At 37.4% G+C, this 26,615-nt stretch carries 22 protein-coding genes; 13 read left to right on the top strand and 9 right to left on the bottom strand.

The features are described 5' to 3' along the window. Nucleotides 1-51 precede the first annotated feature (51 nt). The 3 genes from rimP to infB all read left to right on the top strand — a co-directional run bounded on the left by rimP (nt 52) and on the right by infB (nt 4,838). A complete protein-coding gene (gene rimP, locus DUT70_RS11510) occupies nt 52-516 on the top strand; it encodes a ribosome assembly cofactor RimP (protein WP_113647481.1) in 465 nt (154 codons plus the stop codon). A gap of 2 nt (nt 517-518) precedes the next feature. Next, entirely contained in the window at nt 519-1,754 is a 1,236-nt protein-coding gene (nusA, locus tag DUT70_RS11505) for a transcription termination factor NusA (RefSeq protein ID WP_113647480.1), read from the top strand. Between the two features lie 69 nt (nt 1,755-1,823). Beyond that, on the top strand, nt 1,824-4,838 hold the full coding sequence (gene infB / locus DUT70_RS11500; RefSeq protein ID WP_113647479.1) for a translation initiation factor IF-2: 3,015 nt from the start codon (nt 1,824-1,826) through the stop codon (nt 4,836-4,838). A 74-nt stretch (nt 4,839-4,912) separates the two neighbouring features. Here infB and DUT70_RS11495 read toward each other — a convergent pair whose 3' ends face one another. Next, nucleotides 4,913-5,146 (bottom strand): helix-turn-helix transcriptional regulator, encoded by a 234-nt coding sequence (locus tag DUT70_RS11495; protein WP_113647478.1) that lies wholly within the window; start codon nt 5,144-5,146, stop codon nt 4,913-4,915. Between the two features lie 106 nt (nt 5,147-5,252). Between DUT70_RS11495 and DUT70_RS11490 the strand changes: the two genes are divergently transcribed. Further along, nucleotides 5,253-6,749: an MAC/perforin domain-containing protein gene (locus tag DUT70_RS11490; RefSeq protein WP_162926617.1), complete on the top strand. Its 1,497-nt coding sequence runs from the start codon at nt 5,253-5,255 to the stop codon at nt 6,747-6,749. Nucleotides 6,750-6,927: 178 nt separating this feature from the next. Here the strand turns inward: DUT70_RS11490 and DUT70_RS11485 are convergent, their stop codons facing one another. After that, entirely contained in the window at nt 6,928-7,890 is a 963-nt protein-coding gene (locus DUT70_RS11485) for an SGNH/GDSL hydrolase family protein (RefSeq protein WP_113647476.1), read from the bottom strand. Between the two features lie 256 nt (nt 7,891-8,146). Here DUT70_RS11485 and DUT70_RS11480 point away from each other — a divergent pair, with 256 nt between their 5' ends. The 3 genes from DUT70_RS11480 (at nt 8,147) to DUT70_RS11470 (ending at nt 10,880) form a co-directional block, all read left to right on the top strand. Further along, nucleotides 8,147-9,220: an acyltransferase family protein gene (locus DUT70_RS11480; protein ID WP_162926616.1), complete on the top strand. Its 1,074-nt coding sequence runs from the start codon at nt 8,147-8,149 to the stop codon at nt 9,218-9,220. 98 nt (nt 9,221-9,318) lie between these two features. Continuing rightward, the gene (locus tag DUT70_RS11475) at nt 9,319-10,089 is read left to right on the top strand and encodes a hypothetical protein (protein WP_128353353.1); all 771 of its coding nucleotides are present in this window, start codon (nt 9,319-9,321) and stop codon (nt 10,087-10,089) included. Nucleotides 10,090-10,118: 29 nt separating this feature from the next. Then, nucleotides 10,119-10,880 (top strand): glycosyltransferase family 2 protein, encoded by a 762-nt coding sequence (locus DUT70_RS11470; protein ID WP_162926615.1) that lies wholly within the window; start codon nt 10,119-10,121, stop codon nt 10,878-10,880. Between the two features lie 20 nt (nt 10,881-10,900). Here DUT70_RS11470 and DUT70_RS11465 read toward each other — a convergent pair whose 3' ends face one another. Together DUT70_RS11465 and DUT70_RS11460 are read right to left on the bottom strand one after the other, a co-directional pair. Next, a complete protein-coding gene (locus DUT70_RS11465) occupies nt 10,901-11,905 on the bottom strand; it encodes a glycosyltransferase family 2 protein (RefSeq protein WP_113647472.1) in 1,005 nt (334 codons plus the stop codon). 7 nt (nt 11,906-11,912) lie between these two features. Next, complete coding sequence (locus tag DUT70_RS11460; RefSeq protein WP_162926614.1) at nt 11,913-13,085, bottom strand: glycosyltransferase family 4 protein; 1,173 nt, start codon at nt 13,083-13,085, stop codon at nt 11,913-11,915. Nucleotides 13,086-13,226: 141 nt separating this feature from the next. Between DUT70_RS11460 and DUT70_RS11455 the strand changes: the two genes are divergently transcribed. Then, a complete protein-coding gene (locus DUT70_RS11455) occupies nt 13,227-14,177 on the top strand; it encodes a glycosyltransferase family 2 protein (protein WP_162926613.1) in 951 nt (316 codons plus the stop codon). On the opposite strand, the gene DUT70_RS11450 is transcribed toward DUT70_RS11455, so the two are convergent. Together DUT70_RS11450 and DUT70_RS11445 are read right to left on the bottom strand one after the other, a co-directional pair. Continuing rightward, nucleotides 14,155-15,099 (bottom strand): glycosyltransferase family 2 protein, encoded by a 945-nt coding sequence (locus DUT70_RS11450; RefSeq protein WP_113647469.1) that lies wholly within the window; start codon nt 15,097-15,099, stop codon nt 14,155-14,157. The genes DUT70_RS11455 and DUT70_RS11450 overlap by 23 nt on opposite strands. Further along, nucleotides 15,089-16,927 carry an ABC transporter ATP-binding protein gene (locus tag DUT70_RS11445; protein WP_113647468.1) on the bottom strand — a complete coding sequence of 613 codons (1,839 nt, stop codon included), beginning with the start codon at nt 16,925-16,927 and terminating at the stop codon, nt 15,089-15,091. Before DUT70_RS11445 ends, DUT70_RS11450 begins: the two co-directional genes overlap by 11 nt. Before the next feature lie 52 nt (nt 16,928-16,979). On the opposite strand from DUT70_RS11445, the gene meaB reads away from it, so the two are divergent. The 5 genes from meaB to recG all read left to right on the top strand — a co-directional run bounded on the left by meaB (nt 16,980) and on the right by recG (nt 23,218). Continuing rightward, nucleotides 16,980-17,939: a methylmalonyl Co-A mutase-associated GTPase MeaB gene (gene meaB / locus DUT70_RS11440; RefSeq protein ID WP_240432087.1), complete on the top strand. Its 960-nt coding sequence runs from the start codon at nt 16,980-16,982 to the stop codon at nt 17,937-17,939. Nucleotides 17,940-18,218: 279 nt separating this feature from the next. Further along, nucleotides 18,219-19,550 carry an OmpA family protein gene (locus tag DUT70_RS11435; protein WP_113647466.1) on the top strand — a complete coding sequence of 444 codons (1,332 nt, stop codon included), beginning with the start codon at nt 18,219-18,221 and terminating at the stop codon, nt 19,548-19,550. Between the two features lie 264 nt (nt 19,551-19,814). Further along, the gene (locus DUT70_RS11430) at nt 19,815-20,195 is read left to right on the top strand and encodes a Rid family detoxifying hydrolase (RefSeq protein ID WP_113647465.1); all 381 of its coding nucleotides are present in this window, start codon (nt 19,815-19,817) and stop codon (nt 20,193-20,195) included. Nucleotides 20,196-20,197: 2 nt separating this feature from the next. Continuing rightward, nucleotides 20,198-21,106: an EamA family transporter gene (locus tag DUT70_RS11425; protein ID WP_113647464.1), complete on the top strand. Its 909-nt coding sequence runs from the start codon at nt 20,198-20,200 to the stop codon at nt 21,104-21,106. A gap of 3 nt (nt 21,107-21,109) precedes the next feature. Next, the gene (recG, locus tag DUT70_RS11420; protein WP_113647463.1) at nt 21,110-23,218 is read left to right on the top strand and encodes an ATP-dependent DNA helicase RecG; all 2,109 of its coding nucleotides are present in this window, start codon (nt 21,110-21,112) and stop codon (nt 23,216-23,218) included. Between the two features lie 57 nt (nt 23,219-23,275). Here recG and DUT70_RS11415 read toward each other — a convergent pair whose 3' ends face one another. From DUT70_RS11415 to DUT70_RS11405, 3 genes are all read right to left on the bottom strand, one after another. Continuing rightward, nucleotides 23,276-24,478, bottom strand: coding sequence for a DUF763 domain-containing protein (locus tag DUT70_RS11415; RefSeq protein ID WP_113647462.1), 1,203 nt, complete (start codon nt 24,476-24,478; stop codon nt 23,276-23,278). Between the two features lie 115 nt (nt 24,479-24,593). Further along, the gene (locus tag DUT70_RS11410; protein WP_113647461.1) at nt 24,594-25,127 is read right to left on the bottom strand and encodes a GNAT family N-acetyltransferase; all 534 of its coding nucleotides are present in this window, start codon (nt 25,125-25,127) and stop codon (nt 24,594-24,596) included. An 11-nt stretch (nt 25,128-25,138) separates the two neighbouring features. After that, nucleotides 25,139-26,374: a serine hydrolase domain-containing protein gene (locus DUT70_RS11405; RefSeq protein WP_113647460.1), complete on the bottom strand. Its 1,236-nt coding sequence runs from the start codon at nt 26,372-26,374 to the stop codon at nt 25,139-25,141. Nucleotides 26,375-26,615 lie beyond the last annotated feature (241 nt).

The following is a 26,615-nucleotide window of genomic DNA, read 5'->3' as shown; positions in this document are numbered from 1 at the left end:
AGAAAAGAGGGGACGAGTGTCCCCTCTTTTTATTTAGCAAAAAATAATACAATGCAAGTAGAAAAGAGAGTTAGTGAACTGGTAGAAGAAAAAATTGCGGATAGACCAGATTTGTTTTTGGTAGATGTGAAAATGCTCCCAAACAATAAATTAATTATCCATGTTGACGGCGACCAAGGCATTAGTATACAAGATTGTGTGGCCATCAGCAGGCATGTAGGGTTCCATTTAGAAGAGGAAAATGCAATTGAAACGGCCTACAATTTAGAGGTTTCTTCTCCTGGTGTAGGTGAGCCATTAAGATTGCTTAGACAATATGCTAAAAATATTGGACGTGAGTTGGGTCTTAAGCTTGCCAGTGGCGACAAAAAAGAAGGTAAATTGGTGGAGGTAAACGAAAATGCGATTACCATTGAGGAGCAAATAAAAGAAAAAGGAAAAAAAGTGCAATTGGTAAGTAGCCAAATTGCATTAAACGATATAACAGAAACAAAGGTTTTAATTTCATTTAAGTAAAAATGAACAATATTAATTTAATCGATTCTTTTCAAGAGTTTAAAGACTTTAAGAATATCGACCGCCCTACAGTAATTAGCGTATTGGAAGAGGTGTTTCGCAGCATGTTGCGTAAAAAATACGGAACAGATGAAAACTGCGATGTGATTGTGAACCCAGACAACGGAGATTTGGAGATTTGGAGAACCAGAAAAGTAATGGAAGATGGTTTTTCGGAAGACGATGATTTAGAGATTGAGCTTGCAGAAGTACATCAGTACGATGCTGATTTGGAAGTTGGCGACGACTACATCGAGCAGATTACTTTAGAAAGCTTCGGCCGTAGAGCTATTTTAGCGGCTCGTCAAACGCTAGTTTCTAAGGTGTTAGAGCTTGAGAAAGACGAAATCTTCAAGAAATATAAAGATAGAGTTGGTGAAATTGTAACAGGTGAAGTTTACCAAGTTTGGAAAAAAGAAACTTTGGTGCTAGATGACGAAGGTAACGAGTTATTGATGCCTAAAACAGAGCAAATTCCTGCTGACTACTTTAAGAAGGGAGATTCTGTGAAAGCGGTAATCTCAAAGGTAGACATGGTGAATGCCACTCCTAAAATTATTATCTCTAGGGTAGCGCCAGAGTTCTTGCAACGTTTGTTCGAACAAGAGGTTCCAGAGATTTTTGACGGGCTAATCACCATTAAGAAAATTGTTCGTGAACCAGGAGAGCGTGCTAAGGTTGCGGTAGAATCATACGACGACAGAATTGATCCAGTAGGAGCGTGTGTGGGTATGAAAGGTTCTCGTATCCATGGTATTGTAAGAGAGTTGAAAAACGAAAATATCGACGTGATCAACTTTACCAACAACGTTTCACTATACATCCAACGTGCATTAAGCCCAGCAAAAATCACTTCTATTAAATTAGATGACGAGACAAAACATGCTTCAGTATACTTAAAACCAGATCAAGTATCACTGGCAATTGGACGTGGTGGCCACAACATTAAGCTTGCGGGCAAATTAACGGGTTACGAAATCGACGTATATCGTGAAGCTGATGAGGAAGATGAGGATGTGGATATCGAAGAATTCTCAGACGAAATAGATAGCTGGATCATCGACGAGTTGAAAGCCATAGGTCTTGATACTGCAAAAAGCGTATTATCACTATCTTTAGATGAACTGGTAAAACGTACAGATCTGGAAGAAGAAACCATCAAAGAAGTAGTTGCTATTCTGAAATCAGAATTTGAATAAACATCAGATACTTGAATTAATAAGAATAAACGTTACTTTTGTATAATTAGTAAAAAAACAGGATAATAAATGTCAGACGACAAAACAATAATGTTATTAAAAGCAGCAAAAGAGCTTAACATAGGACTTGCTACCGCGGTAGAATTCCTTGGTAAGAAGGGCTATGCTGTGGATAATAAGCCCAATACTAAGCTTTCTGGAGAGATGTACAATGTCTTGCTGAGAGAGTTTCAGGGAGATAAAATAGTTAAAGAGGAGGCTAACCAAATAGTTATTGGCAAAATACGTCGTGATGAACCTGAAGTAACAACAGAGAAAGCCCCTGAAACTACAAAAAGAAGTCAGGACTTCGAAAGTGAAGGTGTTTTGATTAAAAACCTTCATCAATATGCTCCACCTGTAGAGAAGCCAGCGGCGGAAAAACCTGCTGCAGAAAAAGCTGTTGAACCTGAAAAGGAAGCAGAAAAACCTGTGGAGAGTAAGCCTGCTGAAAACACGGATGATTCTTCATTGCCAGGTGTGAAAGTTATCGGTAAGATTGATCTTAACAATCTGAACCCTAAAAATCGTCAACCTAAAAAAGAAGAAGCCCCTGCGCCAGCTCCTAAAGAGGAAAAACCAGCAGCGCCTGTAGTACCAAAGGTGGAAGAAAAACCTGTTGCGCCAGTGAAAGCCGAGCAGCCTGTAGCAGCGAAGCCTGAACCAGTTAAACCTGTAGAGGAAAAAACTGTAGCGCCTGCTCCTACGCCAACCCCTGCTCCTGCAGCTGCACCAGCAAAGCCTGAAGCACCAAAAGATGAGGTCATCAAAGCAAGGTCGGTAAAATTATCAGGTCCAAATATTATTGGTAAAATTGATTTGCCAGTTACTCCTGATAGAAGAAGCCAACCAGTTGCCTCTTCTAGCGATAGCGAAGCCGCTAGACGCAAGCGTAAACGCAAGAAAACACCAGGAGCTCCTGGTACTGGAGGACATCAGCAAGGTCAAGCAGGTACAGGCACACCTGGAAATAACCCTCAAGGAGGCGGTCAAAGGCCACCTTATCAAGGAGGTAACAATCGTCCAGGCGGTGGTCAAGGAGGCGGTTACCAAGGTAATAGAAACAATAACCGTCCAGGTTATCAAGGAAATAGAAATACTGCAGCTGGTAATACTCCAAAAGAGGAGCCAACTGAGAAAGAAATACAAGATCAAATTAAGGCAACACTTGCCCGTTTAAGCGGAGCAGGTAAGTCTGGTAAATTTGCCCAAAGAGCTAAGCTTCGTCGTCAAAAAAGAGATGATGTCGCACTATCTGCGGAAGAAGCTGCTTTAGAGGAAGAATTGCAATCGAAGGTGTTGAAAGTAACGGAATTCGTTACGGCCAACGAATTGGCAAACATGATAGATGTACCAGTAACCAAAATTATTGGAACCTGTATGAGCTTAGGAATGTTTGTGTCAATTAACCAACGTTTAGATGCAGAAACATTAACCATTGTTGCTGATGAGTTCGGTTACGAAGTTCAGTTCGTAAAGCCAGACGAAGAAGAAGATATCAACATTGAGGAGGAAGATGCAGAAGCAGATTTAGTTCCTAGAGTTCCAGTGGTAACCATTATGGGACACGTGGATCACGGTAAAACTTCATTGCTGGATTATATCCGTAAAGCGAATGTGGTAGCAGGGGAAGCTGGGGGAATTACACAACACATTGGTGCTTATAAAGTAACCACTAGCACAGGAAAAGAAATCACTTTCTTAGATACACCAGGTCACGAAGCCTTTACGGCCATGCGTGCTCGTGGAGCTAAGGTAGCCGATATTGCGATTATTGTAGTTGCTGCGGATGATGCGGTGATGCCTCAAACCAAAGAAGCAATTAACCACGCACAAGCTGCGGGAGTACCTTTGGTATTTGCCTTCACCAAAATTGATAAGCCAGGAGCCAACTCTGATAAAATACGTGAACAGTTATCTGTCATGAACATTTTGGTTGAAGATTGGGGTGGTAAATATCAGTCACAAGAAATTTCTGGTAAGAGCGGCTTAAATGTAGATTTATTATTAGATAAAGTATTGTTAGAAGCTGAGTTGTTAGAACTTAAAGCAAATCCTAATAAACGTGCTACAGGAACTGTGATTGAAGCTACGCTTGACAAAGGACGTGGTATTGTAACTACGGTTTTGGTACAAGGAGGTACTTTAAAAGTTGGAGATCCAATTTTAGCAGGAAGTTATAGCGGTAGAGTAAAAGCATTAACCAACGAACGTGGTGCTAAAGTAAACGAAGCTGGACCATCAGTACCAGTACAGGTACTGGGAATGTCTGGAGCGCCTACTGCAGGTGATAGATTTAATGCTTTAGAAAGTGAGTCCGAAGCGAGAGAGATTGCCAACAAGCGTTTGCAGTTGATGCGTGAACAAGGCTTACGTACACAAAAACACATTACCCTTGCGGAGATTGGTCGTCGTTTAGCGATTGGAAACTTTAAAGAGCTTAACCTGATCATCAAAGGTGACGTGGATGGTTCTATCGAGGCTTTGGCAGATTCATTATTGAAGCTTTCTACCGAAGAGATCCAAATCAATATCATCAGCAAAGGTGTTGGACAGATTTCAGAATCTGACGTATTGTTAGCTTCTGCTTCTGACGCGATCATCATCGGTTTCCAAGTTCGTCCTTCAGCAGGAGCGCGTAAATTGGCAGAGCAAGAACAAATCGATATTCGTTTGTATTCGATCATCTACGATGCGATCAACGAGATCAAAACAGCAATGGAAGGTATGTTGGCTCCAGAGTTTGAAGAGAAAATTGTGGCTAACGTGGAGATCAGAGAGACCTTTAAAATCTCTAAAGTGGGTACCATTGCAGGATGTATGGTGTTGGATGGTAAAATTACCAGAAATAGCAAAATTCGCATTGTACGTGATGGCGTCGTGATCTACACAGGTGAGCTAGCTTCATTGAAACGCTTTAAAGATGATGTGAAAGAGGTTTCTAAAGGCTACGAATGTGGTTTGAATATCCAAAACTTTAACAACATTGAAGTAGGGGATATTGTAGAAGCTTACGAACAAGTAGAAGTAAAACGTAAATTGTAATATTTACTGAATTATAAATGTATAAAGGGGAACGATATTCGTCCCCTTTTTTGTTGATAGAGCGGTTAAGATAGTTAATAATAGGTATAAGATTCCGTAATGATCATATGTAAAGGAATCTTATACAATTCTGCAATCTTTTTTAATTGAGAAATGTTAAAATTAACATCATTGTTTTCCCATTTTTGATATGCCTGTCTACTGATGTTGAGACAATTTGAAACATGCTCTTGCGAGAGTGAATTCTTATTTCTGTATTTCCTCAACATTGCCCCGATGTCAATATTTAAAGAGAATTGGTATTTCATGGTGTAAATGTTTATACAAGAATCATAAATTCTTAAGGAAAAAATGACAAGTTGCGGTTGTCAAGTTTTTTGAGGGCCAATGAGCATCTTTGTGAAAAATTTAAATATGAAAAAACTTTACTACCTAACAATGATTTTAATAGGGTTATTTTTGATTTCATGTTCAAAGAGTGAACTTCAAAATAATCCTAAAGAAGAACCTGCTCCTTTAATAAAGAAACCTGGAGGAGGTGCTGGCGTAATGATCGCTGGCGACGGCAAGTATGATTTACTTGGCTACGGTTATGACATGACTGGCGACGCTTTTGCTCTAGAGAACGCTTCTGATGCACCTATTATTGATATGAAGAGATTTGAAACAGATTTTGCTCATAGAGTCAATACTCCAACAACTACTGAGGGCAAACAAGACTATTATTATGGGGCAACAGCATATGAGTATGTTAAAGATATAAATAGAAAGAAGGATTTTAGCGCAAGTGTTTCTCTGGGGCCCAAAGTTCCCGCAAAAGATGGTGAACATTTGTTTACAGGTAACGCAGGTTATAAGGATAGTAGTAATAATAATTATTCTTTTAACAGCAGGTATTCATTTGCGCATTTTGAAGCGACCTACAGAATAAAAAAAATTCAATTCAACGGAGATGTTGATATTAATTTATTAAAGAACTATTTAACCCCAGAGTTTTTAAATAATATCGTAACCTATAGCGCTGATGCTTTGGTAGAGAGGTATGGTACACATGTGCTAACAGGAATTAGCTTAGGAGGTCGATTAAGATTTGATTTTAGTGCAGCACTGGTGAATCAAGCAACAACGGAAGGTAAAAATAGAACTGTAACTGGAGGCCTGGGCTTTTTTACAAAGTTGTTAGGAATAAACTTATCTACTACCTTGACTACACAAGAAATGACCAAATCCTTTAATGAAAGTAGGGAAAGAAGGTTATCGTTAAGTTTTAGTGGAGGCACTAATTCAGGTAGAAGCGTTTCTTTTGATTCAAATGGAAATTCATCTGAAACCGTTAATATTTCGAGCTGGGAACAAAGTGTAAATGCAAATAATTGTGCTTTAATTGGCGTTGAAAATGCGGTTCCACTTCAGGAGTTCATTACGGATCCGATTAAAAAAGAACAAGTGAGGATTGCAATTGAAAATTATATTAAAGCTAGACAAATAAAGTTAGAATATTCCAAAGTGTTACTATATAATTTTTACTCTAAACAGTTAGGCCATATTTTTACAATCGATAGTAATTTCGGAACAACAAATTCTGGCTGGATTCGAATATTTAATGATCCTATTTACGTTTATGACAGCCAAAAACCGGGCTCTGTTCCTGTTTATATTATGCAGCATAGAACTAGATCTGTATATTGTGTAACAGCAAATAACACTATCGATCTCGATGTATGGAAAGAGGCTAACTATCCTGTTTTTTATGCTTATACTGCTAAGGATCCAAATGTTTATCCTATTTATCAGTTTTATCACCCAAAAACACCGAGCTATGGTTATTTTTATGATCTAACATATAGACCGCTATTGAATGGGTGGGTTGAGAATGGTATAAAGTTTTATGCATTTAATAGCCCACTTTAGAATAAAAGTTAGGTTTTAAAAGAATGGATATTACGCCAACTAAGAAACTTATAGATGACCTGAGTTTTAATAATAGGTTGGAGTAAAATTTAAAAGGCAATTTTATTATAAGAATAAAAGGGAGCAAAAACCGCTTCCTTTTATTTCGATATTTTTAGTTAAATCTTTTCTAATAAAACTATCTAACAATTAATTTCTTTGTTGCAGTATAAAGCCCAGAAGAGGAAGTAATCTTACAAATGTACACGCCTGCAGGAAATTGGCTCAAATTCAGCTTTACTACATGCTTTCCTGTATTCAGATATTCGTTTATAGGAGTGGCCATTAACTTTCCTTGTATGGAGTAAATCTTAAGTTCTATCTTATCAGACTCAGGCATTACAATATCTATAGAAGTATATCCATTTATGGCAGGATTTGGATAGTTTTGGGATACGGTAAATTGTAAAAATCTTTCAGCAATTATTTTGTTTATCGTGTCAAATATCACATAGCTAATTAAACGATAGCCCCTTGCATTTGGGTGCACGTCGTCTTGATAAAGAGAAAAATCACGCCTAAATACACGATTAACATCGGCCAGATAGACCACTTTTTCCTGAACGATCCTCTTATAGAGTGTATTGATTTGAGTAATGACGGTGTTGACACGTCTTGATCTCGGATTATTCCTGTCGTCAAAAAATTGAAGAGTACAAACTATGGGGATTAATCTCTGGCTTAAAGAGATATTGATAATTTGTCTCATATTGGCTTCTGTTTCAGCTATAGATTGTCTGCCTGCTTCTATTCTTACAGCGTCATTTACACCAACCATTATCACTATAAAGCCTGTTTTTCCAGAAATAGCAGCATTTAATCTTGGCAGACTCTGTCCCGTCGTTTCACCGCCAACCCCATATTTCTCAATCCGTATAGCTTTGTTAGTATAGCACTTAATGAAGTTTTGTGTAAGGTACGATTGAAACTCTAGACCTTTTACACCTTCCACTGTACTAGCTCCAAAAGTGATGACATTGATGCTATCTTTGGAATAATATTGCGCAGATTCCGGACAGCTTACCCCCATGGATTGCGCTTCCGCATCAAAACTTATCCCTATAAGAAAGATATAGAAGAGAGCGGGTATTAATAACTTCATTTATGTAATGATGAAAATTGTAGCACTACAAATATATGTAATATTTTAGACAGGGGGGGCAGTTAGCTTATATGTTTATGAACTCTATTTAGAATCTATTAGATGGTTTGTTTTAAGTGCAGATTAATGAAGTGCGGCAAGCAGAAAGAGTTAAAAAAGGTGTTATTGTAACTTTTACATAGTTAAAGTTTGTTAAAGACGGGTTAAAATAGCGGCGAAATACTTTTTTTGTCCAGATTTGTAAAAGATGCAAGAAATGAATACAGTAAAGGAAAAGAAAAACTTTGATTTTGTAGACACTATCAGATGTATTTCCATGATAGGTATTGTTTTCGAACATTCGTCTGCGGTTGCTACGGGAATCTATAGTGAACCTTTTGATAAATTTATAGAAGTGGGCTTAATCCAATCTTTCAAGTTCAGTACTATAGCGTTTTTCCTGATTGGAGGTTTTTTAATCAACCATAAATTCCAAGAATATAGTGCCATTCAGTACTTAAAAAATCGTGTCAAAAATACTATTAGGCCTTGGTTATTTTGGATGACGACGTTTATGCTATTCACTATCGTGGATCGGTTTGTTGCTCATTTCAGAGGAAGTGATGTGGGCTTATTAACCACCAATTTCCCTAAGTATTTCTTACAACTTTTGAACCACACGCTCTTTTTCACTGCTTACTGGTTTATCTTGAATTTTTTAATATGTATTGCTATACTATTAATATTTAAGAGGCTCTTATATAAAGTTTGGTTTGGTGGAATTTTAGCATGTATCTCTTTAGTTTATAGCATTAATTTGTATTATGGATGGTTCATCACCCTACATTCCGCAGCCTTGTTTGGGTTTATTTTTTACTTATGGCTAGGTGTTTATCTAAATAAATACTATGATAACGTGATCAATTTCTTAAATAAAACTCCTTGGTATTTATTGCTGCTTTTCGGAATAATGTCTTTTGGACTTTCAGTGGCCGAATCGTTTAAATTGTTAAGTCTTGGTTCTGGAGATGCTTATAATACTTTGCGGATTTCGAATATCTTATATTCTTTTATCGTTTTTGCTATTTTGTTAAAACTTGGCAATATATCTTTTCTCCAAAATAAGCTTCAGCCGAGAAAAACAACCTTTGGTATTTATTTGCTACATTATTTAATCATCAGTAGATTTTTGCCTTTGATATTTCAGCCGCTTAAGTTAGATTATGAGCACTTTTCTGTGTGGGTAAATAGCGGGATTCTTTTCATCAGATTTTTAATCACTTATTCGTCAAGTTTCTTAATCACTTTTTTAATTTTAAAAACAAGATTAAGGTGGATGGTAGGACAATAAACTAAAAATTAATATCCTACTCTCACAATAGTCCATAAATTTGATTTATTTTCGTGGGAGATACTGACAATTATCCAATCTATCCAAATTAGAAATAAATGCAGAAAGCTAGTCACGTGAATACATTGCCCTTAGTTTTGCTTACGGGATGTATAAATCCCGAAGGGATGATATTTACAAAGCTGCAGAACCCTGAAAGGAGAAGGCTCCAATATATTGATGCGATAAATTTTTATTTGAATAATACGGAAAATGTTGTCGTTTTCGTCGAAAACTCTGGAGTAGATTTATCGGATGAGTTTAAGGGCTCCTTACATAAGGACAGACTGGAAGTTATTACTTTTTTCGGAAATAGTTTTGATAGGCGTTTGGGAAAAGGATATGGGGAAATGTTAATTCTTAAACACGCTTTTGAGAATTCGACGTTTATTAAAAAAAGTGTTTCCATTTTTAAGATAACAGGTAGATACAAACTTCTAAATTTTAAATCTATATTGAGGTCCTATCAAGAACATCATTGTAATATTATGGTGGACCTACCTCGTCAATTAAAATATTCGGATTCGAGAGTGTTTATTGCCGATAAAATATTTTTTACTAAATTTTTATTTCCAACCGCAGGTATGATTGACGATAGTGCGGGATATTATTTCGAGCATGCCTTAAGTAGGGCTGTATTGCTTTCTATTATAGAAGAAAAATATAAATATTTACCTTTTAAGTACTATCCCAGATTAAAAGGAGAATCTGGGACTGATGGTTTAAACTACGATTATTCCTTTTCTTATTGGGTGCCTCAAAATATAAAGCAAATTATTCAATTTAAGTTATTCTCAAGAGAATGGGATGTTAAATATATTATAAAATAATACGATTAAAACATTATAAATCTTTAACATTGAAAATTTCTATTATAACAATTAACTACAACAATGCTGCAGGGTTGGAAAAGACAGTCAATTCTGTAATAGATCAAACTTATGAGTTTATTGAATATATTATTATTGATGGGGGATCAGATGATGGAAGTACCGATGTGCTTGCGAAATATCAAAATAAAATAGCTTATTCAATTAGTGAGAGAGATAATGGAATTTATCATGCAATGAATAAAGGTATTCACAAATCCAGTGGAGATTATCTGTTGTTTTTGAATAGCGGGGATATTTTATTTAAATCGAATTCAATTGAAGATGCTGTTAAACAAGGGTTTGATTGCGACTTGGTTTCTGGTAATATGCTTTGCGATAATGATGGTATAAAAAGAGATTGGATACCAGATGACAAGCTTGATTTTGCACTGTTCTATCATAATACTATTCCTCACCCATCAACTTTTATCAAAAGAACACTATTTGATTTAGTAGGGCTTTACGATGAAGCTTTAAGTATTGTTTCTGATTGGAAATTCTTTTTCTTGGCATATTGTAAGTTTAATTGTAGCTACAAACATATCGATGTTTTCATTGCTGAGTTTATGGAAGATGGTATAAGTTCAAACCCTTTATATCGCCCTAAAATGAAAAAAGAGCAGGAAGATGTGATTTCTGAAAACTTTGCGGCATTTGTGCCTTACTATGAAGAGCTATTGGATGCAAGAAAGAAACTGAGGAAATTGAGGTATACGATTAAAATCAAGAAATTTTTTGGCATTCGTTAATCATTCTTTGATATTTAAACTCAAGAGAAAAGCGTTTTTCTAAAGACTTTACTTAATTGCCCAAAAGTAACGAAAGACCATTTAAAAAAAGGACTTTTGAAATATAAATAGATTATATTCTTCTCCTTTTTTACTTTTAAAATTTTAAACCAAGTATCAAATAGAAACCTGTTAAAAATGGATATAGGGTAATATTTATTCAGATGGTTGCTCTTTCTTAAAGCCTTTAAGAAGAGCTCAAATTCGCTTATAGCTGAAGCTTCGAAATCATACTTTAAGATACTATGATGCGTCTTAATAAAGGCTTTATCGGTTGAAATCTTTAAGCTCGAATGGATGTGTTCAATAATACGACGTTCAGCATTATTTAGCTTCTCTGTTTGTACTTTTGAAATGTTATTGCCATGTTCTCGATAAAAAACAAAGGTGTCGCTTATGTTTGCTACCCTATATTTTAGCCCAATTCTAAAGGAAAGGTCATAATCTTCAGCAGGAGCCATATCTCTGTAACCTCCCATTTCTCTCATTACCGAAGTCTTTATCATTAGTGTAGAGTTGATAAAAACATTGTGAAGTACGAGCCAATGAGATAAGCTATCTCCTGAATGCACCTTATAAGGGCGTATTTCTTTGCTACTCCCGTCAATTAATACGGCTTGCCCGCCACAAATTGCAACGTCGGCGTTGGCATTCATATAATCAACTTGTATTTTTAAGCGGTTTGGCATCGCAATATCGTCACTATCTAATATCGCAAAGTATTCTCCTCGCGCTTCCTTTACACCATGATTTCGTGTATAAGTAAGTCCTCTATTTCCATCATTATGTAGTAGCCGAATTCTGGGGTCCTTAAATTGCGCAATTACATCAAGTGTTTTATCTGTAGACCCGTCATTGATAATCAGTAGTTCAAAGTCTCTATAACTTTGGGTAAGCACACTTTCAATAGCCTCTTTTATATATTTTTCACCATTGTAAACAGCCATGAAAACGGTGACAATAGGATTTTTACCTGTGTTATCCATGTTTGATTTATTCTGATTTTCCTAAAATGACACTTCTGTAAACTTCTTCAAAATCGGAAGTTTCGACTAGCTCCTTGACTGTTTCGAAAGCATTTTGGCTGTATTTCTTTAACTGTGCGCTGTCATTACAAAATCGTTTGATTTCATCTGCGAACAACTGGGCCAATAGTTCGCTATCATCTCGGTTTTCAATCAATACACCGTTCGCTTTTTCATTAGAAACGTAATAAGAAAGATCACCTACGTTGGTTGAGATAGGCACTACTCCAAAATTCATGGCTTCAAAAATAACAAGACCCCAGCCCTCTCTTTGAGAAGTTAACAAAAGGATGTGCGCATTTTTGTAGTATTCGTTAACAATATTTTTGTCGTTAACTATACCCACCATTTCTACATTTGATGGGGCTTTTATTTTCTTTGGATCATAATCGCCAATCATTTTAAATACCACTGGAAGATTTTCCTGCTGGCATTTTTCTGCAGCTTTGATTAAGATCTCGCTCCTTTTTTCAGGACTATTTCTAGCTACAAAAACAACTTGAAGTTGATTGTCATAATCTTTCTTCGGCAAGAAATTATCAAAAGGGATTCTATTGCGGATAAAAACTAGCCTATCGACATAATTTAAAGGAATGTTATTGTCTTTATAAAGATCTTCAAATTGCTGTATCAAGCCTTTAGATCCTACAATTCTTTTGTTTATTCTAGGAACGTAAGGAAGTGTTTTCAATTCTAATCCTTTCCCGTTATCTGTAAAATTATGCGTGATATCTATGATTTTAACATGCGTAGCCAGCAGCGGAATTAGCTCATACATAAATTCACTGCTCCAGCCCACAATGGTTACCTCTTTTTGGGAATTGATGGCTTTGGCCACTTTCTTTAACATATAACCCTTTAGTCCTTTTTTTTGGCTCCAACGATTTAAGTTGATGGTGTGTGCCGCTGCCTCATATTCTTTCCTAAATCCTTCGGTAACAGAAGTGCCTGTAACGAAACAAATAGGATGCTCCTCTTTAAAAAGATTTAGCATGTCCACGAAAACCCTTTCTCCTCCTCCAAATGACCAGGAATAGGAAAAAAAATAGAGCTTATTCTTTTTAGAAAGCGCAGCATGTATCGTAGGATATTTCAATATTGATTTTATATTTTCCAATATCCTTTTAATTCTCTTATTCATAATTTCTTTACTGAGGTAAAAATAGTGATTTTTGCTTACCGTTAGGCCTTTGCTGTTTGTTAGCCTTTTTAACCAAATTTGATACATTTGTGATTAATGGCTATCGGGCCTATTCAGCGAAAATTATTCTATTCACACACTATGGTTGCTAAGGCGTTGGTCTCTATCATTATCCCAAGCTATAATTATGCAAATTTTATTATAGAAACCTTAACTTCAATTAGGGGTCAAAAGTATGAGCATTGGGAAGCGATAGTGGTGGATGATGGTTCAACGGATAATACTGAGGCTTTGGTTTTAGAGCTGGCGAAAGTAGATGCTAGGATCATCTACGTTTATCAGGAAAACAAAGGGCTGTCGGCCGCTAGAAATACAGGAATTAAGAAGGCCTCGGGAGATTATATCCAGTTTTTGGATGCAGATGATTTAATTTCTGAAGATAAAATCCAGTTGCAATTGGACCATTTTGCCGCTGACAAAAATTTGGGGATATCGTATTGCAATACTTACTACTTTACCAATAATAATATTCAGGAAAGATATAGGAGTTTGGACCTTACTCAACAAGAATGGATTATCCGGTTAAACGACAGGCCTACAACTGAGCAGCTTTGGGAATTGGTGAATAGGAATATTATGCCTGTAAATTCACCTCTCGTTAAAAGAGAAGTGGTAAAAAAAGTAGGCGATTTTAATACGGAGCTGACGAGCCTTGAGGACTGGGAATACTGGTTTAAAAGTGCGATGTATTTTAAGTTTGGGTATTTGGATAACGAAAGAGCTTATGGTATGGTTCGAGTACACCACACAAGCATGAGTAAAGATCTGAAAAAGATGTATTTGAATGAAATTGTGGTTCGGTCTTTATTTCAAATTTATATCGATGATGCAATGTCGGATTCGGAAGAGGGACGAAAACTGAAGAAGGAAAACATGAGGCTGTTAAAACGGCCCAATAGTTACTTCATCGCCGAAGAAGGTTTTTTCAATGTTAAGCATGCTTTCCAAATGATTAAAAAAAATGGATTGAAGCAGTTTATGAGTGCCTATATGAAGGCGATCAATGATTTTAGGAAGAAGAATCGTGCTTGAATTTTCCTCCAAAAAAATGCTTGAAAATAAAATTCAGATTACTTAAACCCCCTTTTTTAGGGATAAAAAATAACAGCTTGTAATTTGAAATCATGAATGCTGCCAAAGACCAGCAGAAATATGAATTAACCCATTTTTGGTAGGCTTCATAAAGTTTTTCTACGCTGTCTTTCTGCTTGAGGTAAGGGTATTTGCTGAAGTGAGAGAGTTCGTTCAGAATCTTCATCATCTTCTGATATCCTGATGTGGATGGCTTTCGATTTTCCTTGTTGATTTTTAAGATATTGGTGTCAGTGTTTGCGTGTTGCCTATACTTAACTAGTGTTTTATTTAGATAAGTGACGCCACCGTTGTTTGCCGCTGTAAAAGCGAGCCACCTATCGTGAAAGACCTCTTGAGGAAAAGGAAGGCAGTAAGGAATAAGCTTTCTGTTAAAAAGACAGGCATGTCCCGATACGCAATTGAAAAAGAGAAAAGGTACACTGCTTTCCCCTTGATACATGTTCAGGATGTCAGATTTCTTTTTGTCAAGAGAAAGGCCTTTGTCGTCTACAAACTCCGAATCGTGATAGATCAAAGTGCAGTCTTCAATACCAGCTAATTGCAGTTCAATTTTGCTGGAGTCCCAAATGTCGTCTTGGTCACAAAGTGCAATATAATCACCATTACATAAAGAAATAGCCTTCTCAAAATTCTTGATATATCCTAAGTTTTGATCGTTTTGATATACCTTGAAGTTTGGATGCTTTTCTTCGTACTGCTTTAAAATGGCAAGTGTATGATCTTTGGAGCAGTCATCAACCACTACGATTTCAATATTGCGATAGCTTTGCCCAAGCAATGAATCAAGTTGCTCAATGAGAAACTTTTCTCCGTTGTAGGTGCATACCGCAATCGAAACCAAAGGCTGTTTATTGTTCATTAAAAGTCTGCATTTCAATTAAACGATGGTAAAGCCCTTTTTTTGCTAGTAGTTCATTGTGATTACCTTGTTCAACAATTTGTCCTTTGTCGATCACCACAATTTGATTAGCGTGCTGAATAGTGCTCAATCGGTGAGCGATCACCACAGAAGTACGGTTTTGCATTAAATTGTTTAAGGCCTCTTGCACCAGTTTTTCCGATTCGGTATCCAATGCAGAGGTCGCCTCATCCAACAACATAATTGGCGGGTTGGCTAAAACAGCTCGAGCAATACAAACCCTTTGTCTTTGTCCTCCAGATAATTTATTGCCACGATCACCCACATTAGTCTCGTAGCCATTTTCAGTATTAAGGATAAAATCGTGGGCATTGGCAATTTTTGCAGCAGCAACTACTTCTTCTTCCGTTGCATCTGGTTTCCCAAAGGCGATATTGTTAAAAATCGAATCGTTGAAAAGGAAAGAATCTTGGTTGACAATCCCCATTTTAGCCCTGATACTTTCAACCGTTAGGTCCTCGTAATCATTTCCGTCGATGAGGATCTTTCCCTCCTTAGGCGCATAAAAACGAGGAATTAAATCCATTAAGGTACTTTTTCCGCCACCTGAAGGGCCCACCAAAGCAATGGTTTTTCCTTTTTCTATTTTTAGATTAATTTCTTTTAAGATTTGTTTTTCTCCATAAGCAAAGCTTACGTTTTTAAGCTCTAATACTTGGCTAAAACTTTCTAAATCTTTTGCGTCAGCTTTATTTTCCAACTCAGGTTTTGTATCTATTAATCCAAGCACTCTCTCTCCAGCAGCAATGCCTGAATGGATGCCACTAAATGAATCTGTTAAAGCCTTGGCGGGACGCATTACTTGTGAGAAAATAGCAATATATGCAATGAAGTCTGAGGGAGCCAATGCGTCTTGCTGATTGTGCAAAATTAATGTTCCGCCGTACCATACAATGGTAGCAACCATTAGCACTCCTAAAAACTCTGATACGGGCGATCCAAGCTGCTGTCTGCGCACCATTTTTCGAGTAAGGTTCGAATAGAAAATATTCTCCTGATTAAATTTGTCTTTAATTCTTTCCGAAGCGTTAAATGCTTTAATGATTTTAATGCCGCCCAAAGCTTCATCTAAAAAACCAATCATTTTGGCAAATGATTCATGAGCTTCTTTGGCCTGTTGTTTTAGCCTTTTAACAATCTTGCTAATGATAAAGCCTGATACAGGAATAACCAATAAAGAAAATAAAGTAAGTTTTACAGAAATGAGTAACAACATGACAATGTACACAATCAGTGTTACCGGTTCTTTAAAAACCACTTGTAAAGTATTGGTCACGGTGAACTGTACTACTTGTACATCAGAAGCTACCTTAGAAATGATATCGCCTTTTCTTTCGTTGCTAAAATAGCCAACATGTAAGTTCATGACATTGTTAAAAACCTTTCTTCTAAAGTTCAACAGGGTATGTACCCTTAAGTCTTCCATTACACGTTGAGAAAAATACCTGAAGAGGTTGGAAAGTAAAACCGAGCAAACAATAACGATACAAACATAAGCCAGTGTTTTTTCGGCACCTACGGTACTGATAGAGTTGTTTACGAATTCCCTAAACTTCCCCAAGATATCAAAAGATGAAGCTTCGTGTTTTACGGAAGCTGGAGTGCTTAGTGCTGAATTATTTGCTTTTAATAAAATCTCGAAAAGAGGAGATAAGAGAGCAAGGTTTAAAGTGCCAAATAAAATCGCTAACATGGTTGCCACTACATACGGAATAGCAAACTTTTCAATAGGCTTGGCAAAGGATAATAACCTAAAATATATTTTCATCTAAAATCTATAAAAGAAAACAAAGTTACGGTTTTTAAAAAATCTTCTGTCATTGCAGTATATTTACCACTTTAGCCAAAGTTTTGATTTATTCTGTTTCTTTGTTAATATGGATGCTGCACAGGTTTATTTAAATCAATTGATTAGTAAAATAGCTGAAGGTGATTTTCTGGCACTAGCTCGATCGCTTACTTTGGTGGAGAATAGTATTGCTCCAGCGTCAGACCTACTAAAGGCACTTTCAATTAACAGAGACGTGCCCGTCGTAGGTGTCACAGGACCTCCAGGAGCGGGGAAAAGCACTTTGGTGAATGCAATTACCGAAGAACTTTGCCGGTTAAATAAACGCATTGCGATTCTTGCGGTGGATCCATCCTCTCCTTTTAATTATGGATCTCTTTTGGGTGATAGAATTCGGATGTCCAAACACTTTAACCAGCCAAACGTATACATTCGTTCTGTGGCCACTAGAGGTTCATTAGGTGGTATTTCTGCAAAAACGATTGAAATGGTTGATGTGTTGAGATCTAGTAATTTTGATCTGATCATTATTGAAACAGTGGGCGTAGGACAGTCCGAAATAGAAATCGCAGGTTTGGCAGATAAAACGGTCTTAGTACTGGTACCAGAGGCGGGAGATGAAATTCAGCATATCAAATCAGGGTTGATGGAGGTTGCCCAAGCCTTTGTAGTGAACAAAGCTGATAGAGATGGAGCAGATGTTTTCGCCAACAATCTGCAGAAAATGGTAAGGGAGCAACATCAGCAAATCCCTGTTTTTAAAACGGTGGCTGATAAAAATGTTGGGATTGCTACCTTATGCGAATGGATTTTAAATGAAGAAAAAGCAGACGGCTCCAAAATAGAATACTTTTTAGCCGACCAAGCGTTTAGGCTAATACAAAGTAAGCGCATGAAAGATGTTGATAGAGCTCAAATTCATGCATTAATTAAAGAAGAACTAGCTCACAAACGCTTTAATATGTATCAGTTTGTAGAGCGACTGGTGTAGCAATCGACACCGATTGTATATAATTTAGGACTGATTGTACACTAATGAGTGGTATGATGAATAAGCGGATAAGGCTGTTCTGCTTATAGTTAAAAGTTGTTAAATTTATTTCAACAACTTGTAAATCAGTATAAAGTTTGTATTTTTCATGATGTTTTTGTTTAGATTGCGTATTTGGAACGGAGTTTGTGTAGGGTTTTGAGATTATAAAAATTTGTTTAATTTTGTATTGCAAAAAATTATACAATAAATATTTTGTTTAACCTTAAAAAGAAAATTATGAATTATTCTACTTTAAAAAAGGGCGTAGCAGCTTCTTTAGTAGCATTAGTAGGAGTTTCTTCTCTTGCTAGCGCACAAGATGCTCCTGCAACCTCCTCTTCTGCCAAGGTATTTGGTGGTAGAGCGCAGTACAGAACGTGGTCTTTAGGTGTTAACGCAGGTGTATTAGCTCCTGTTGTTTTAACTGGTGGATCAAATGACTTTACTAACTGGGATGTTAACTTAGGTTACGGAATTTCATTGCGTAAACAATTAGGTCATGCTTTTGGCTTAGAAGGTAACATCTTCCGTGGTAAACTTTCTGGTACTAACAAAGACGCTGCTGGCGGTGCTGTTGGTGGTGTTAGAGAGTTTGAAACTGACATTCAGTATTCAGCTGACTTAAGAGGTGTTGTTAACGTAGCAACTGTTGACTTCTTACGTCGTGAGAACTCAGTTAACTTTTTCGTAACTGCTGGTTATGGTGTTATTGCTTATAACCCTAAAGTAAACGGTGTTGACAGAAAAGGTCAATTTGGTTCTGACAATGATAAAGACTTCATTAAAGAAGCTTATATCCCTGTAGGAGCTGGTATCAAGTTTAAAGTTTCTGATCGCGTATCTTTCAACTTAGCTTATACTATGAACTTTGTTGATGGTGATAACTTAGATGGAGTTTATGCTAAATCTATCTCTAAAGATAAATTCTCTTACGGTTCAGCTGGTTTAGAATTCTCATTAGGTTCTAAATCTAAACCAAACTTGGATTGGGTTAACCCTTTAGCTTTGATGTATGATGAATTGAAAGATCCTTCATTACGTCAAGAAGTTGAGGCTTTGAAAAACCGTGTTGCTAACGTAGAGAAATCTGTTGAAGATTTGAAAAAAGATAGCGATGGTGACGGTGTAGCTGATATGTTCGATAAAGAACCTAATTCAGCTCCAGGTGCAGTTGTTGATGGTTCTGGTCGTACAATTAAATTCCCTGAGCCAACTCAAACTACTACTCCTGTTTCTGGTGTAACTGGTTTCGAAACTATCCAATTTGAGTTCAACAGCTCAGTGTTGAAAACTGAATCTTATCCAACTTTAGATAAATTATCTTCTATCTTGCGTGAAAACGGTGGTAAAGTGACTGTAGCTGGTCACGCTTCTAGCGAAGGTACTGCTGCATACAACATGAAGTTATCTAAAGACAGAGCTAACTCTGTTAAAACTTACTTAGTAAACTCAGGCGTTAACGCTAGCAACGTTGTTGTTAAAGGTTACGGAGAGACTAAACCAATTGCTTCTAACGATACAGAAGAAGGTCGTATCCAAAACCGTCGTGTTGAGTCTTCAAGAAACTAATATTTCTTAAGTAATAACATTACAAAAGGGCCTCGAAATTTTCGAGGCCCTTTTTTTATACCTAGATTTGTATATGTCAGAAACTAAAAGCACAAGTAAAAATGTAAAGATTATGCGTGTAATCAATTACATCGCTATAACAGTATTTGTACTAGGTATTTTATACAAGCTAATCGACATTTATATTTTAAAATAATAAGATTGCTTTAGTTCCAACAAAATACAGTAAAGGTCAAATTGCTATACAATTACTCATTAATAAACATGAAAAAAATAATCTATACCTCTAACGCACCTGAGCCTATTGGTCCATATAGCCAAGCAATTGTCGCAAATGGTTTTCTATTCGCTTCAGGGCAAATTGCAATTAACCCCGAAAACAATGAGCTGAATAATCCTTCATTGGAAGAAGAAACGCATCAGGTAATGCGTAACATTAAAGCGCTGTTGATCGAAGCGGAATACGAATTTGAACATATCATCAAAACAACTATTTTCCTTTCTGATATGTCCTTATTTGCCCAAGTGAATGAGATTTATGGTTCTTACTTTAAAAGCGATTTTCCTGCTAGAGAAACGGTGGCTGTAAAAGGTTTGCCTAAAGGGTTGAATGTTGAAATTTCTATCACTGCATATAAAGGATAACATTGACCCCAAATAAATCAAAGTATCTTTGTTCGGGAGTCTTGGCGGCTGTGATTTGGGGTTTCTTTGCTATTCCACTAAGAAACCTTAAGTCTTATCCTTCGGAACAGATTTTATATTATCGCATATTTACCTCTTTAGCGGTCATATGGGTAGCTATTTTCTTGTTTAGGAGGAAAGAGTTTTACAAAGACCTTAGTTATTTTAAATCGCGTAGCGCTAAGGAGAAGAAGATCATCTTGATTCAAATTATTGGTGCCACAGTGCTTTTGGTGCTTAACTGGTATACCTTTATTTATGCTATAAACAATGTCAGTATCAAATCAGGGGCCTTTGCCTACATGGTTTGTCCATTAATTACTGCTTTTGGTGGTTTTATTATTCTGAAAGAACATTTATATCGAATTCAGATTATTGCACTTTTACTAGCAACCGCTAGTATTCTAATGTTGGCTACTGGTTCATTAATAGAAGTCGTTTGGTCGGTGATTATTGCCGCACTGTATGCTTTCTATTTGATTATTCAGCGTAAAATGCAAGGATTAGATAAACTAAACGTATTAGCCTTTCAAATTACCATTGCGGTGATATTGATGCTACCATTTTTTATCTATCAACATACTGGCTTGCCTACTGAAATGAGCTTTTGGTTGAATGTTTTGCTAATCGCCGTTTTGTTTACCGTTGTACCGCTTTTCTTGAGTCTTTTTGCGCTGATAGGCATTCCCTCGTCAACCCTAGGTATTATCATTTATATCAATCCAATTATCGCATTTACGGTAGCTATTGTTTATTTCAATGAGAAAATAGACGCTCATCAGCTGACGGCATATTTATTATTGCTATTTGCCGTTTTCCTATTTAATTGGAACATGATTAAAGATATGCTTACCTTTAAACGAAAAAACTAGGCTTTGTTCTTCTCAAATTTAGAAACCCCTTTAGCGTACCTAAAAGGCGTTGGGCCTAAACGCGCTGAGTTGCTTCAAAAGGAACTGGGCTTTTTTACCTATGAACACCTTTTACACCACTATCCTTTCAGGTATATCGATAGAACTCGCTTTTATAAAATTAGGGAGCTTAACCCAGATATGCCCTTGGTGCAAGTGATAGGAAAAGTGGTAAGTAAGGAGACGATTGGAGAAAAACAGAAGAAGCGGATTGTCATTAAATTTGAAGACGAAACGGGAAGAATGGAGTTGGTGTGGTTCCAAAGTTTAAAATGGGTTGAAGAGAATATTTATAGAGGTAACACCTACATCGCGTTTGGGAAACCTAATTTCTTTAATGGTAGTTTTAGCATTTCTCATCCAGATTTAGAAAATTATCCTCGTCAGCAGACTGGAGTGGCGGGAAACATTACTTTGCAACCTATCTACAGTTCGACCGAAAAACTTAAAAAAGCTTTTTTAGACAGCAAAGGAATTCAGAAGCTCATTTACCAACTGCTAGAACTTCATGTTAACGAAGTAAGGGAAACGCTACCTAAATACATCTTAGAAAAATATAAACTGATTAGTAAAAAAGAAGCGCTCATCAGCATTCATTTTCCATCCAATACGAATATGCTGCAACAGGCGGAGCGGAGATTGAAGTTTGAAGAGCTTTTCTTTATTCAGCTGCAATTGCTACATAACAAGCATTTAAGGAGCTTAAAATTTAAAGGGGCGCTGTTTGATAATGTCGGCGAGCGAATCAATAAATTTTATAATGAAGTTATTCCTTTTGACCTCACCAATGCACAAAAGCGGGTAATTAAGGAAATTAGAATAGACACGCAGCGAGGTACGCAAATGAATCGCTTGGTTCAGGGCGATGTGGGAAGCGGAAAAACAGTGGTGGCATTAATGAGCATGTTATTGGCAAATGACAATGGCTACCAAGCTTGTATGATGGCTCCCACTGAAATTTTAGCACGCCAGCATTACGAGTCGCTTGTGGGAATGCTTAATGGTGAATTGGCCAATGTGGCAATCCTAACAGGGACTACCACCAAAAAGCAAAGGGCTATTTTACATGCGCAGTTGGAAAATGGCGAAATAGACATTTTGGTAGGCACCCATGCCCTGATTGAAGATAAGGTAAAGTTTAAAAACCTAGGCTTGGTGGTCATTGATGAGCAACATCGTTTTGGGGTAGAGCAGCGAGCTAAGCTTTGGCGAAAGAACAGTATCCCCCCTCATATTTTGGTGATGACGGCGACACCAATTCCAAGAACTTTGGCCATGACTTTATATGGAGATCTGGACGTTTCGGTGATTGACGAATTGCCGGCTGGAAGAAAGCCAATTGAAACTAAACATTTATTGGAGAGCCAACGGATGCGCATGTTTGGTTTTATGAAGCAGGAAATAGCCAAAGGTCGACAGGTGTATGTGGTATATCCATTAATTAAGGAAAGTGAGAAACTAGACCTTTTGCATCTCGAAGCTGGAATTGAACAGCTCAGTTACCAATTCCCTTTGCCGCAATATCAAATCAGCATTGTACATGGTAAATTAAATAACGTGGACAAGCAGTTTGAGATGCAACGGTTTATTGATGGAAAGACACAAATTATGGTAGCGACTACCGTAATTGAAGTGGGGGTAAATGTGCCCAATGCTTCGGTAATGGTCATAGAAAATGCAGAGCGATTTGGTCTTTCGCAACTGCACCAGTTAAGGGGGCGTGTTGGTCGTGGTGCCGAGCAATCTTTCTGTATCTTGATGTCGGGGAATAAGCTAAATCCAACTTCTAAGAAGCGGTTAGAAACCATGGTGCGCACCAATAATGGGTTTGAGATTTCGGAAATAGATTTAGAGTTGCGTGGTCCTGGGGATATTACAGGGACCCAACAGAGCGGAACGGTTGAGCTAAAAGTAGCCGACTTGGTAAAAGACCAAGTGATTCTTAAAGAAGCCCGAAACACCGTGATAGAAATTTTTGACCTAGATCCAAACTTAGAAAATCCAGATAATAGTTTGCTCAGGAGCTTCTTGGCAAAGAAAAATACTGGAATTAGCTTCGATAAGATTTCGTAATGTAGGACCTAGTCAGACTTACGAAGTTTTTAAAACTTCGTAGGTCTGGAAGTCGTCTCACTCAAACAAACTCAACTGATTGCTTGGCTTTTTTGCTTTGCCGAAAACAGTCCTGCCACCGTACTTCCAAGAGTCGGCTCTTTCCTTTGCAATCACCGCGTCTAAATTTCCATTGGGAATAAAATCTCTTTCCACTCGGGCAGCAATTTGAGAAAGTGATTTAATGGCTTCTGCTTTATCACTGTTTCCAATTTTAGATTTTTTGATGGCGTCGTTTAAGGTCTTAATCGTTTCGTCATACACATCAACTGGAACTGGAAACGGGTGCCCGTCTTTGCCTCCATTGGCAAACGAAAACCTGGCAGGGTCTTTAAAGCGAGAGGGTGCTCCATAAATCACTTCGCTCACTAACGCTAGCGATTGTAGTGTTCGAGGTCCCAAGCCTTCCAAAAGTAGCAATTCATCAAAATTAGAAATGTTGTTGTTTTGAGCCAACCAAAGAATAGAACCCAATCGTTTTAAATCAACGTCTTTAGCTTGTACATCGTGATGTTTGGGCATTACCAATTTGCTGATTTCTGCTAGCATTTTTTTGGGAGGTTCCGCCATCATTTCCAACATTGACGCTTTAAGTGGCTGCGCTTTCTTATCGGTAAGGTTTAATATTTTTCCTTGGTTTTCGCCATAAATAAAAGTGTGTGGAGCTTCGGTAAAAGATTGCACATTGGCCGAATGCCAGTGATAGCGTCTTGCGGTAGAGGTCGCATCACTCATGCCCTGTTGCACCACGGTCCAATTTCCTTCGGTACTTACTATAAAATTATGCTGATAAAGTTGGAAGCCATCCTGAATAGCGGTGTTGTCTACCTTTGCAGAAAGTTTACTGCTGCGCACCAAATGCTCGCTATCCAGTCCATTAAGCTGTGCAAATTTTGCAAGCTCTGTAGGCGTTTCTCTAGAAAATTTCCCCTTGCCACCACAAACGTATAAACCAAAGGTAGCAGCATTTGGATTGATGGCTTTTTTTAATGCGCCCATTACCGAAGTTGTGATGCCCGATGAATGCCAATCCATGCCCATCACAGCACCAAGACTTTGAAACCAAAAAGGACTGCTCATTCGGCTCAAGAAATCATCTTTACCCTTATTTGCTAAGATTTGCTCGGTAATGGCCAAGCCCAATTTGGCCATACGTTCTGCCAACCAAGGCGGAACGGCTCCGTAATGTAAAGGTAAATCGGCAACACCTGCTCTTTTCATTTGCTAACAAATTTAGCAAAAACTAATGATTTGTATGGCAAAGATTTTCGAAGAACATTAAATCAACCTAAATTTACATAGGTTATGTATCAATAAGCGTTATTGGTAGCGCATATCAATCGCTTTTTAGCTTTGAATAAATATCAATGCTTAAGGGTTTTCCGTCTTTTATTTCGCAATCTCTCATTGTACCCTCATGTTTGAAATGTAGTTTTTCAACGGCTTTTTTGCAGCTTGCGTTATCGCTCTCTACAAAGCCTTCAATTCTATTTAAACCAAGGGTATTGAAACCGTAGTTGCAGATGGCAGGAAATGCTTCTTGCATTAATCCTTCACCCCAAAACTCAGGAAGCAGCCAAAATCCTATTTCGGCTTTTCTGTGTTGTTTACTAACATTGTTGAATCCGCCAGCACCGTAAAAAGTTTGTCCTTCTGGGGAGCAAATGGCCCACCAAATTCCAGTTTCGGTTTGCTCCAACTCCCTATACCAAATCATTTGTTCTTCGGTAGCTTCCAACGAGCTAAAGCTAATACCGTAATACTTGATAACATCTGGATGCGAAAGACCTTTATAGATATGCTGTATATCTTCTGATGTTATTGATCGCAGTAGAAGTCTGTCCGTTTGTATCGTTTTTGAAGCGCTCATTTGGTTAAAGTTTAATCCTCGTCGCTACCTGGCGCTGATCCAGAGCCAGTGTAAGCTCCCTTACGGATGATTGGCATTTTTAGATATTTGTAAAGCTCATCTAAGTGCATTAAGCTTCCGTTGGTAAGGTTGCCCAAAAAGATCACCACAATGTCCTTGTCTAAATCTCGCACGTAAATGTGGCGGAAACCATGCCACCAGCCTGTGTGATAAACTACTTTGTCCATTCCCTTGCCGTCAAACATGCGCCAACCATAGCCGTAGTTGAAGTGACCGTTTACAGGTTTGTTACGACCTACATAAGCAGAGTCTAAAGAAACATTTTTAAGTAAGCGTTCGTTACGCAGATATTTATCGTAAAGCACTAAATCATGAAGCGTGCTGTAAATTCCTTTATCGCCAACAGGTCCGTCTAAGAAATTTTGTACTACAGAGTATCTAAAGCTGTTACGGTCGTGACCAACTACATCAACAGGAATTTTATCGTATTCGGCTTTGGAGTAAACATGCGTATTTTTCATTCCCGCAGGCTTGAAAATATGCTCCATCATATATTGCGAATAACGCATTCCGCTTACTTTCTCGATAATGGCACCTAATACCATGTAGTTAGAATTGTTGTAATGGAAAACCTTGTCGGGTTTGGTGTAGGGATTTGGTTTTTTATCGGCAATTACCTGCATCACGTCTTGGTTGGTAATCCCTTTTTTCATATCCTTTTTTTCCTTGCGCCAAATGTCGTCGATGAAATAAACATAGTTCATCATTCCGCTGCGGTGTGGAAGCAAAAGCCTCACCGTAATTCCATCGTAAGGAAAATTAGGAAAGAACTTTTTCACGTTGTCGTCTAAGCTTAATTTACCTGCTTCCACCAATTGCATAATTGCCGTACCTGTAAAGGTTTTGGTGATGGATGCCAATTCAAATTCCGAATTGATCTTTAAGCTATCGCGATGAAGGTAATCGGCCCAACCCTTAGCCCCTTCGTAAATGATTTTACCTTTTTTGGCTACCAATACGTTTCCGTTGAAGGAGTATTTTTTGTGGAGGTTGTTTACAAAGTCGGCAATCCACTTATCTTCTTTCTTTTTATCGTAAACTAATAACAGGCTATCTGCTTTATCATCCTCGGGTTTCCTAATTTTCTTGTCTTCAGCAACTTTCTTTTCTTTTTCTTCCTTGCTGGTGCAAGCGTTGAGTGTAAATATAGATAAGCTTATGGCAGTTAGTAGTATTCTAAATCTCATTGGTGTGTGGCAACGTGGTTATAAAAGCTGGAAAATTAAGCATTCTTAAAAACTTAACGGTAAAAGAGTTTTAAACATTGTTTTTACTTAGAGATTTTAAGCCACGGATGCACAAATGTTTCTTTCTGTCTTTAAAAATGTATGCCAGATTTAGGATTTACAAAGTTGATGTAGTGTAGGTTGTTAAATAAACGCGATGGTAGCGGAAATACTTTTTGTTGCATGGGGCCCAGAAACCTCG

This window comes from Pedobacter chitinilyticus (assembly GCF_003313385.1).
In the GTDB taxonomy this organism is placed as follows: Bacteria; Bacteroidota; Bacteroidia; order Sphingobacteriales; family Sphingobacteriaceae; genus Pedobacter; species Pedobacter chitinilyticus.
This window is presented reverse-complemented; position numbering and strand designations above follow the sequence as displayed.

What these genes read in the sequence shown, in the direction of transcription:
- DUT70_RS11410 (WP_113647461.1), bottom strand. Translation starts at nt 25,127, where the DNA reads ATGAGCGCTTCAAAAACGATACAAACGGACAGACTTCTACTGCGATCA.
- nusA (WP_113647480.1), top strand. Translation starts at nt 519, where the DNA reads ATGAACAATATTAATTTAATCGATTCTTTTCAAGAGTTTAAAGACTTT.
- DUT70_RS11415 (WP_113647462.1), bottom strand. Translation starts at nt 24,478, where the DNA reads ATGAAAAGAGCAGGTGTTGCCGATTTACCTTTACATTACGGAGCCGTT.
- DUT70_RS11475 (WP_128353353.1), top strand. Translation starts at nt 9,319, where the DNA reads ATGCAGAAAGCTAGTCACGTGAATACATTGCCCTTAGTTTTGCTTACG.
- DUT70_RS11445 (WP_113647468.1), bottom strand. Translation starts at nt 16,927, where the DNA reads ATGAAAATATATTTTAGGTTATTATCCTTTGCCAAGCCTATTGAAAAG.
- DUT70_RS11495 (WP_113647478.1), bottom strand. Translation starts at nt 5,146, where the DNA reads ATGAAATACCAATTCTCTTTAAATATTGACATCGGGGCAATGTTGAGG.
- DUT70_RS11455 (WP_162926613.1), top strand. Translation starts at nt 13,227, where the DNA reads ATGGTTGCTAAGGCGTTGGTCTCTATCATTATCCCAAGCTATAATTAT.
- DUT70_RS11405 (WP_113647460.1), bottom strand. Translation starts at nt 26,374, where the DNA reads ATGAGATTTAGAATACTACTAACTGCCATAAGCTTATCTATATTTACA.
- DUT70_RS11480 (WP_162926616.1), top strand. Translation starts at nt 8,147, where the DNA reads ATGAATACAGTAAAGGAAAAGAAAAACTTTGATTTTGTAGACACTATC.
- DUT70_RS11435 (WP_113647466.1), top strand. Translation starts at nt 18,219, where the DNA reads ATGAATTATTCTACTTTAAAAAAGGGCGTAGCAGCTTCTTTAGTAGCA.
- DUT70_RS11490 (WP_162926617.1), top strand. Translation starts at nt 5,253, where the DNA reads ATGAAAAAACTTTACTACCTAACAATGATTTTAATAGGGTTATTTTTG.
- DUT70_RS11460 (WP_162926614.1), bottom strand. Translation starts at nt 13,085, where the DNA reads ATGAATAAGAGAATTAAAAGGATATTGGAAAATATAAAATCAATATTG.
- DUT70_RS11430 (WP_113647465.1), top strand. Translation starts at nt 19,815, where the DNA reads ATGAAAAAAATAATCTATACCTCTAACGCACCTGAGCCTATTGGTCCA.
- DUT70_RS11485 (WP_113647476.1), bottom strand. Translation starts at nt 7,890, where the DNA reads ATGAAGTTATTAATACCCGCTCTCTTCTATATCTTTCTTATAGGGATA.
- rimP (WP_113647481.1), top strand. Translation starts at nt 52, where the DNA reads ATGCAAGTAGAAAAGAGAGTTAGTGAACTGGTAGAAGAAAAAATTGCG.
- infB (WP_113647479.1), top strand. Translation starts at nt 1,824, where the DNA reads ATGTCAGACGACAAAACAATAATGTTATTAAAAGCAGCAAAAGAGCTT.
- DUT70_RS11450 (WP_113647469.1), bottom strand. Translation starts at nt 15,099, where the DNA reads ATGAACAATAAACAGCCTTTGGTTTCGATTGCGGTATGCACCTACAAC.
- DUT70_RS11465 (WP_113647472.1), bottom strand. Translation starts at nt 11,905, where the DNA reads ATGGATAACACAGGTAAAAATCCTATTGTCACCGTTTTCATGGCTGTT.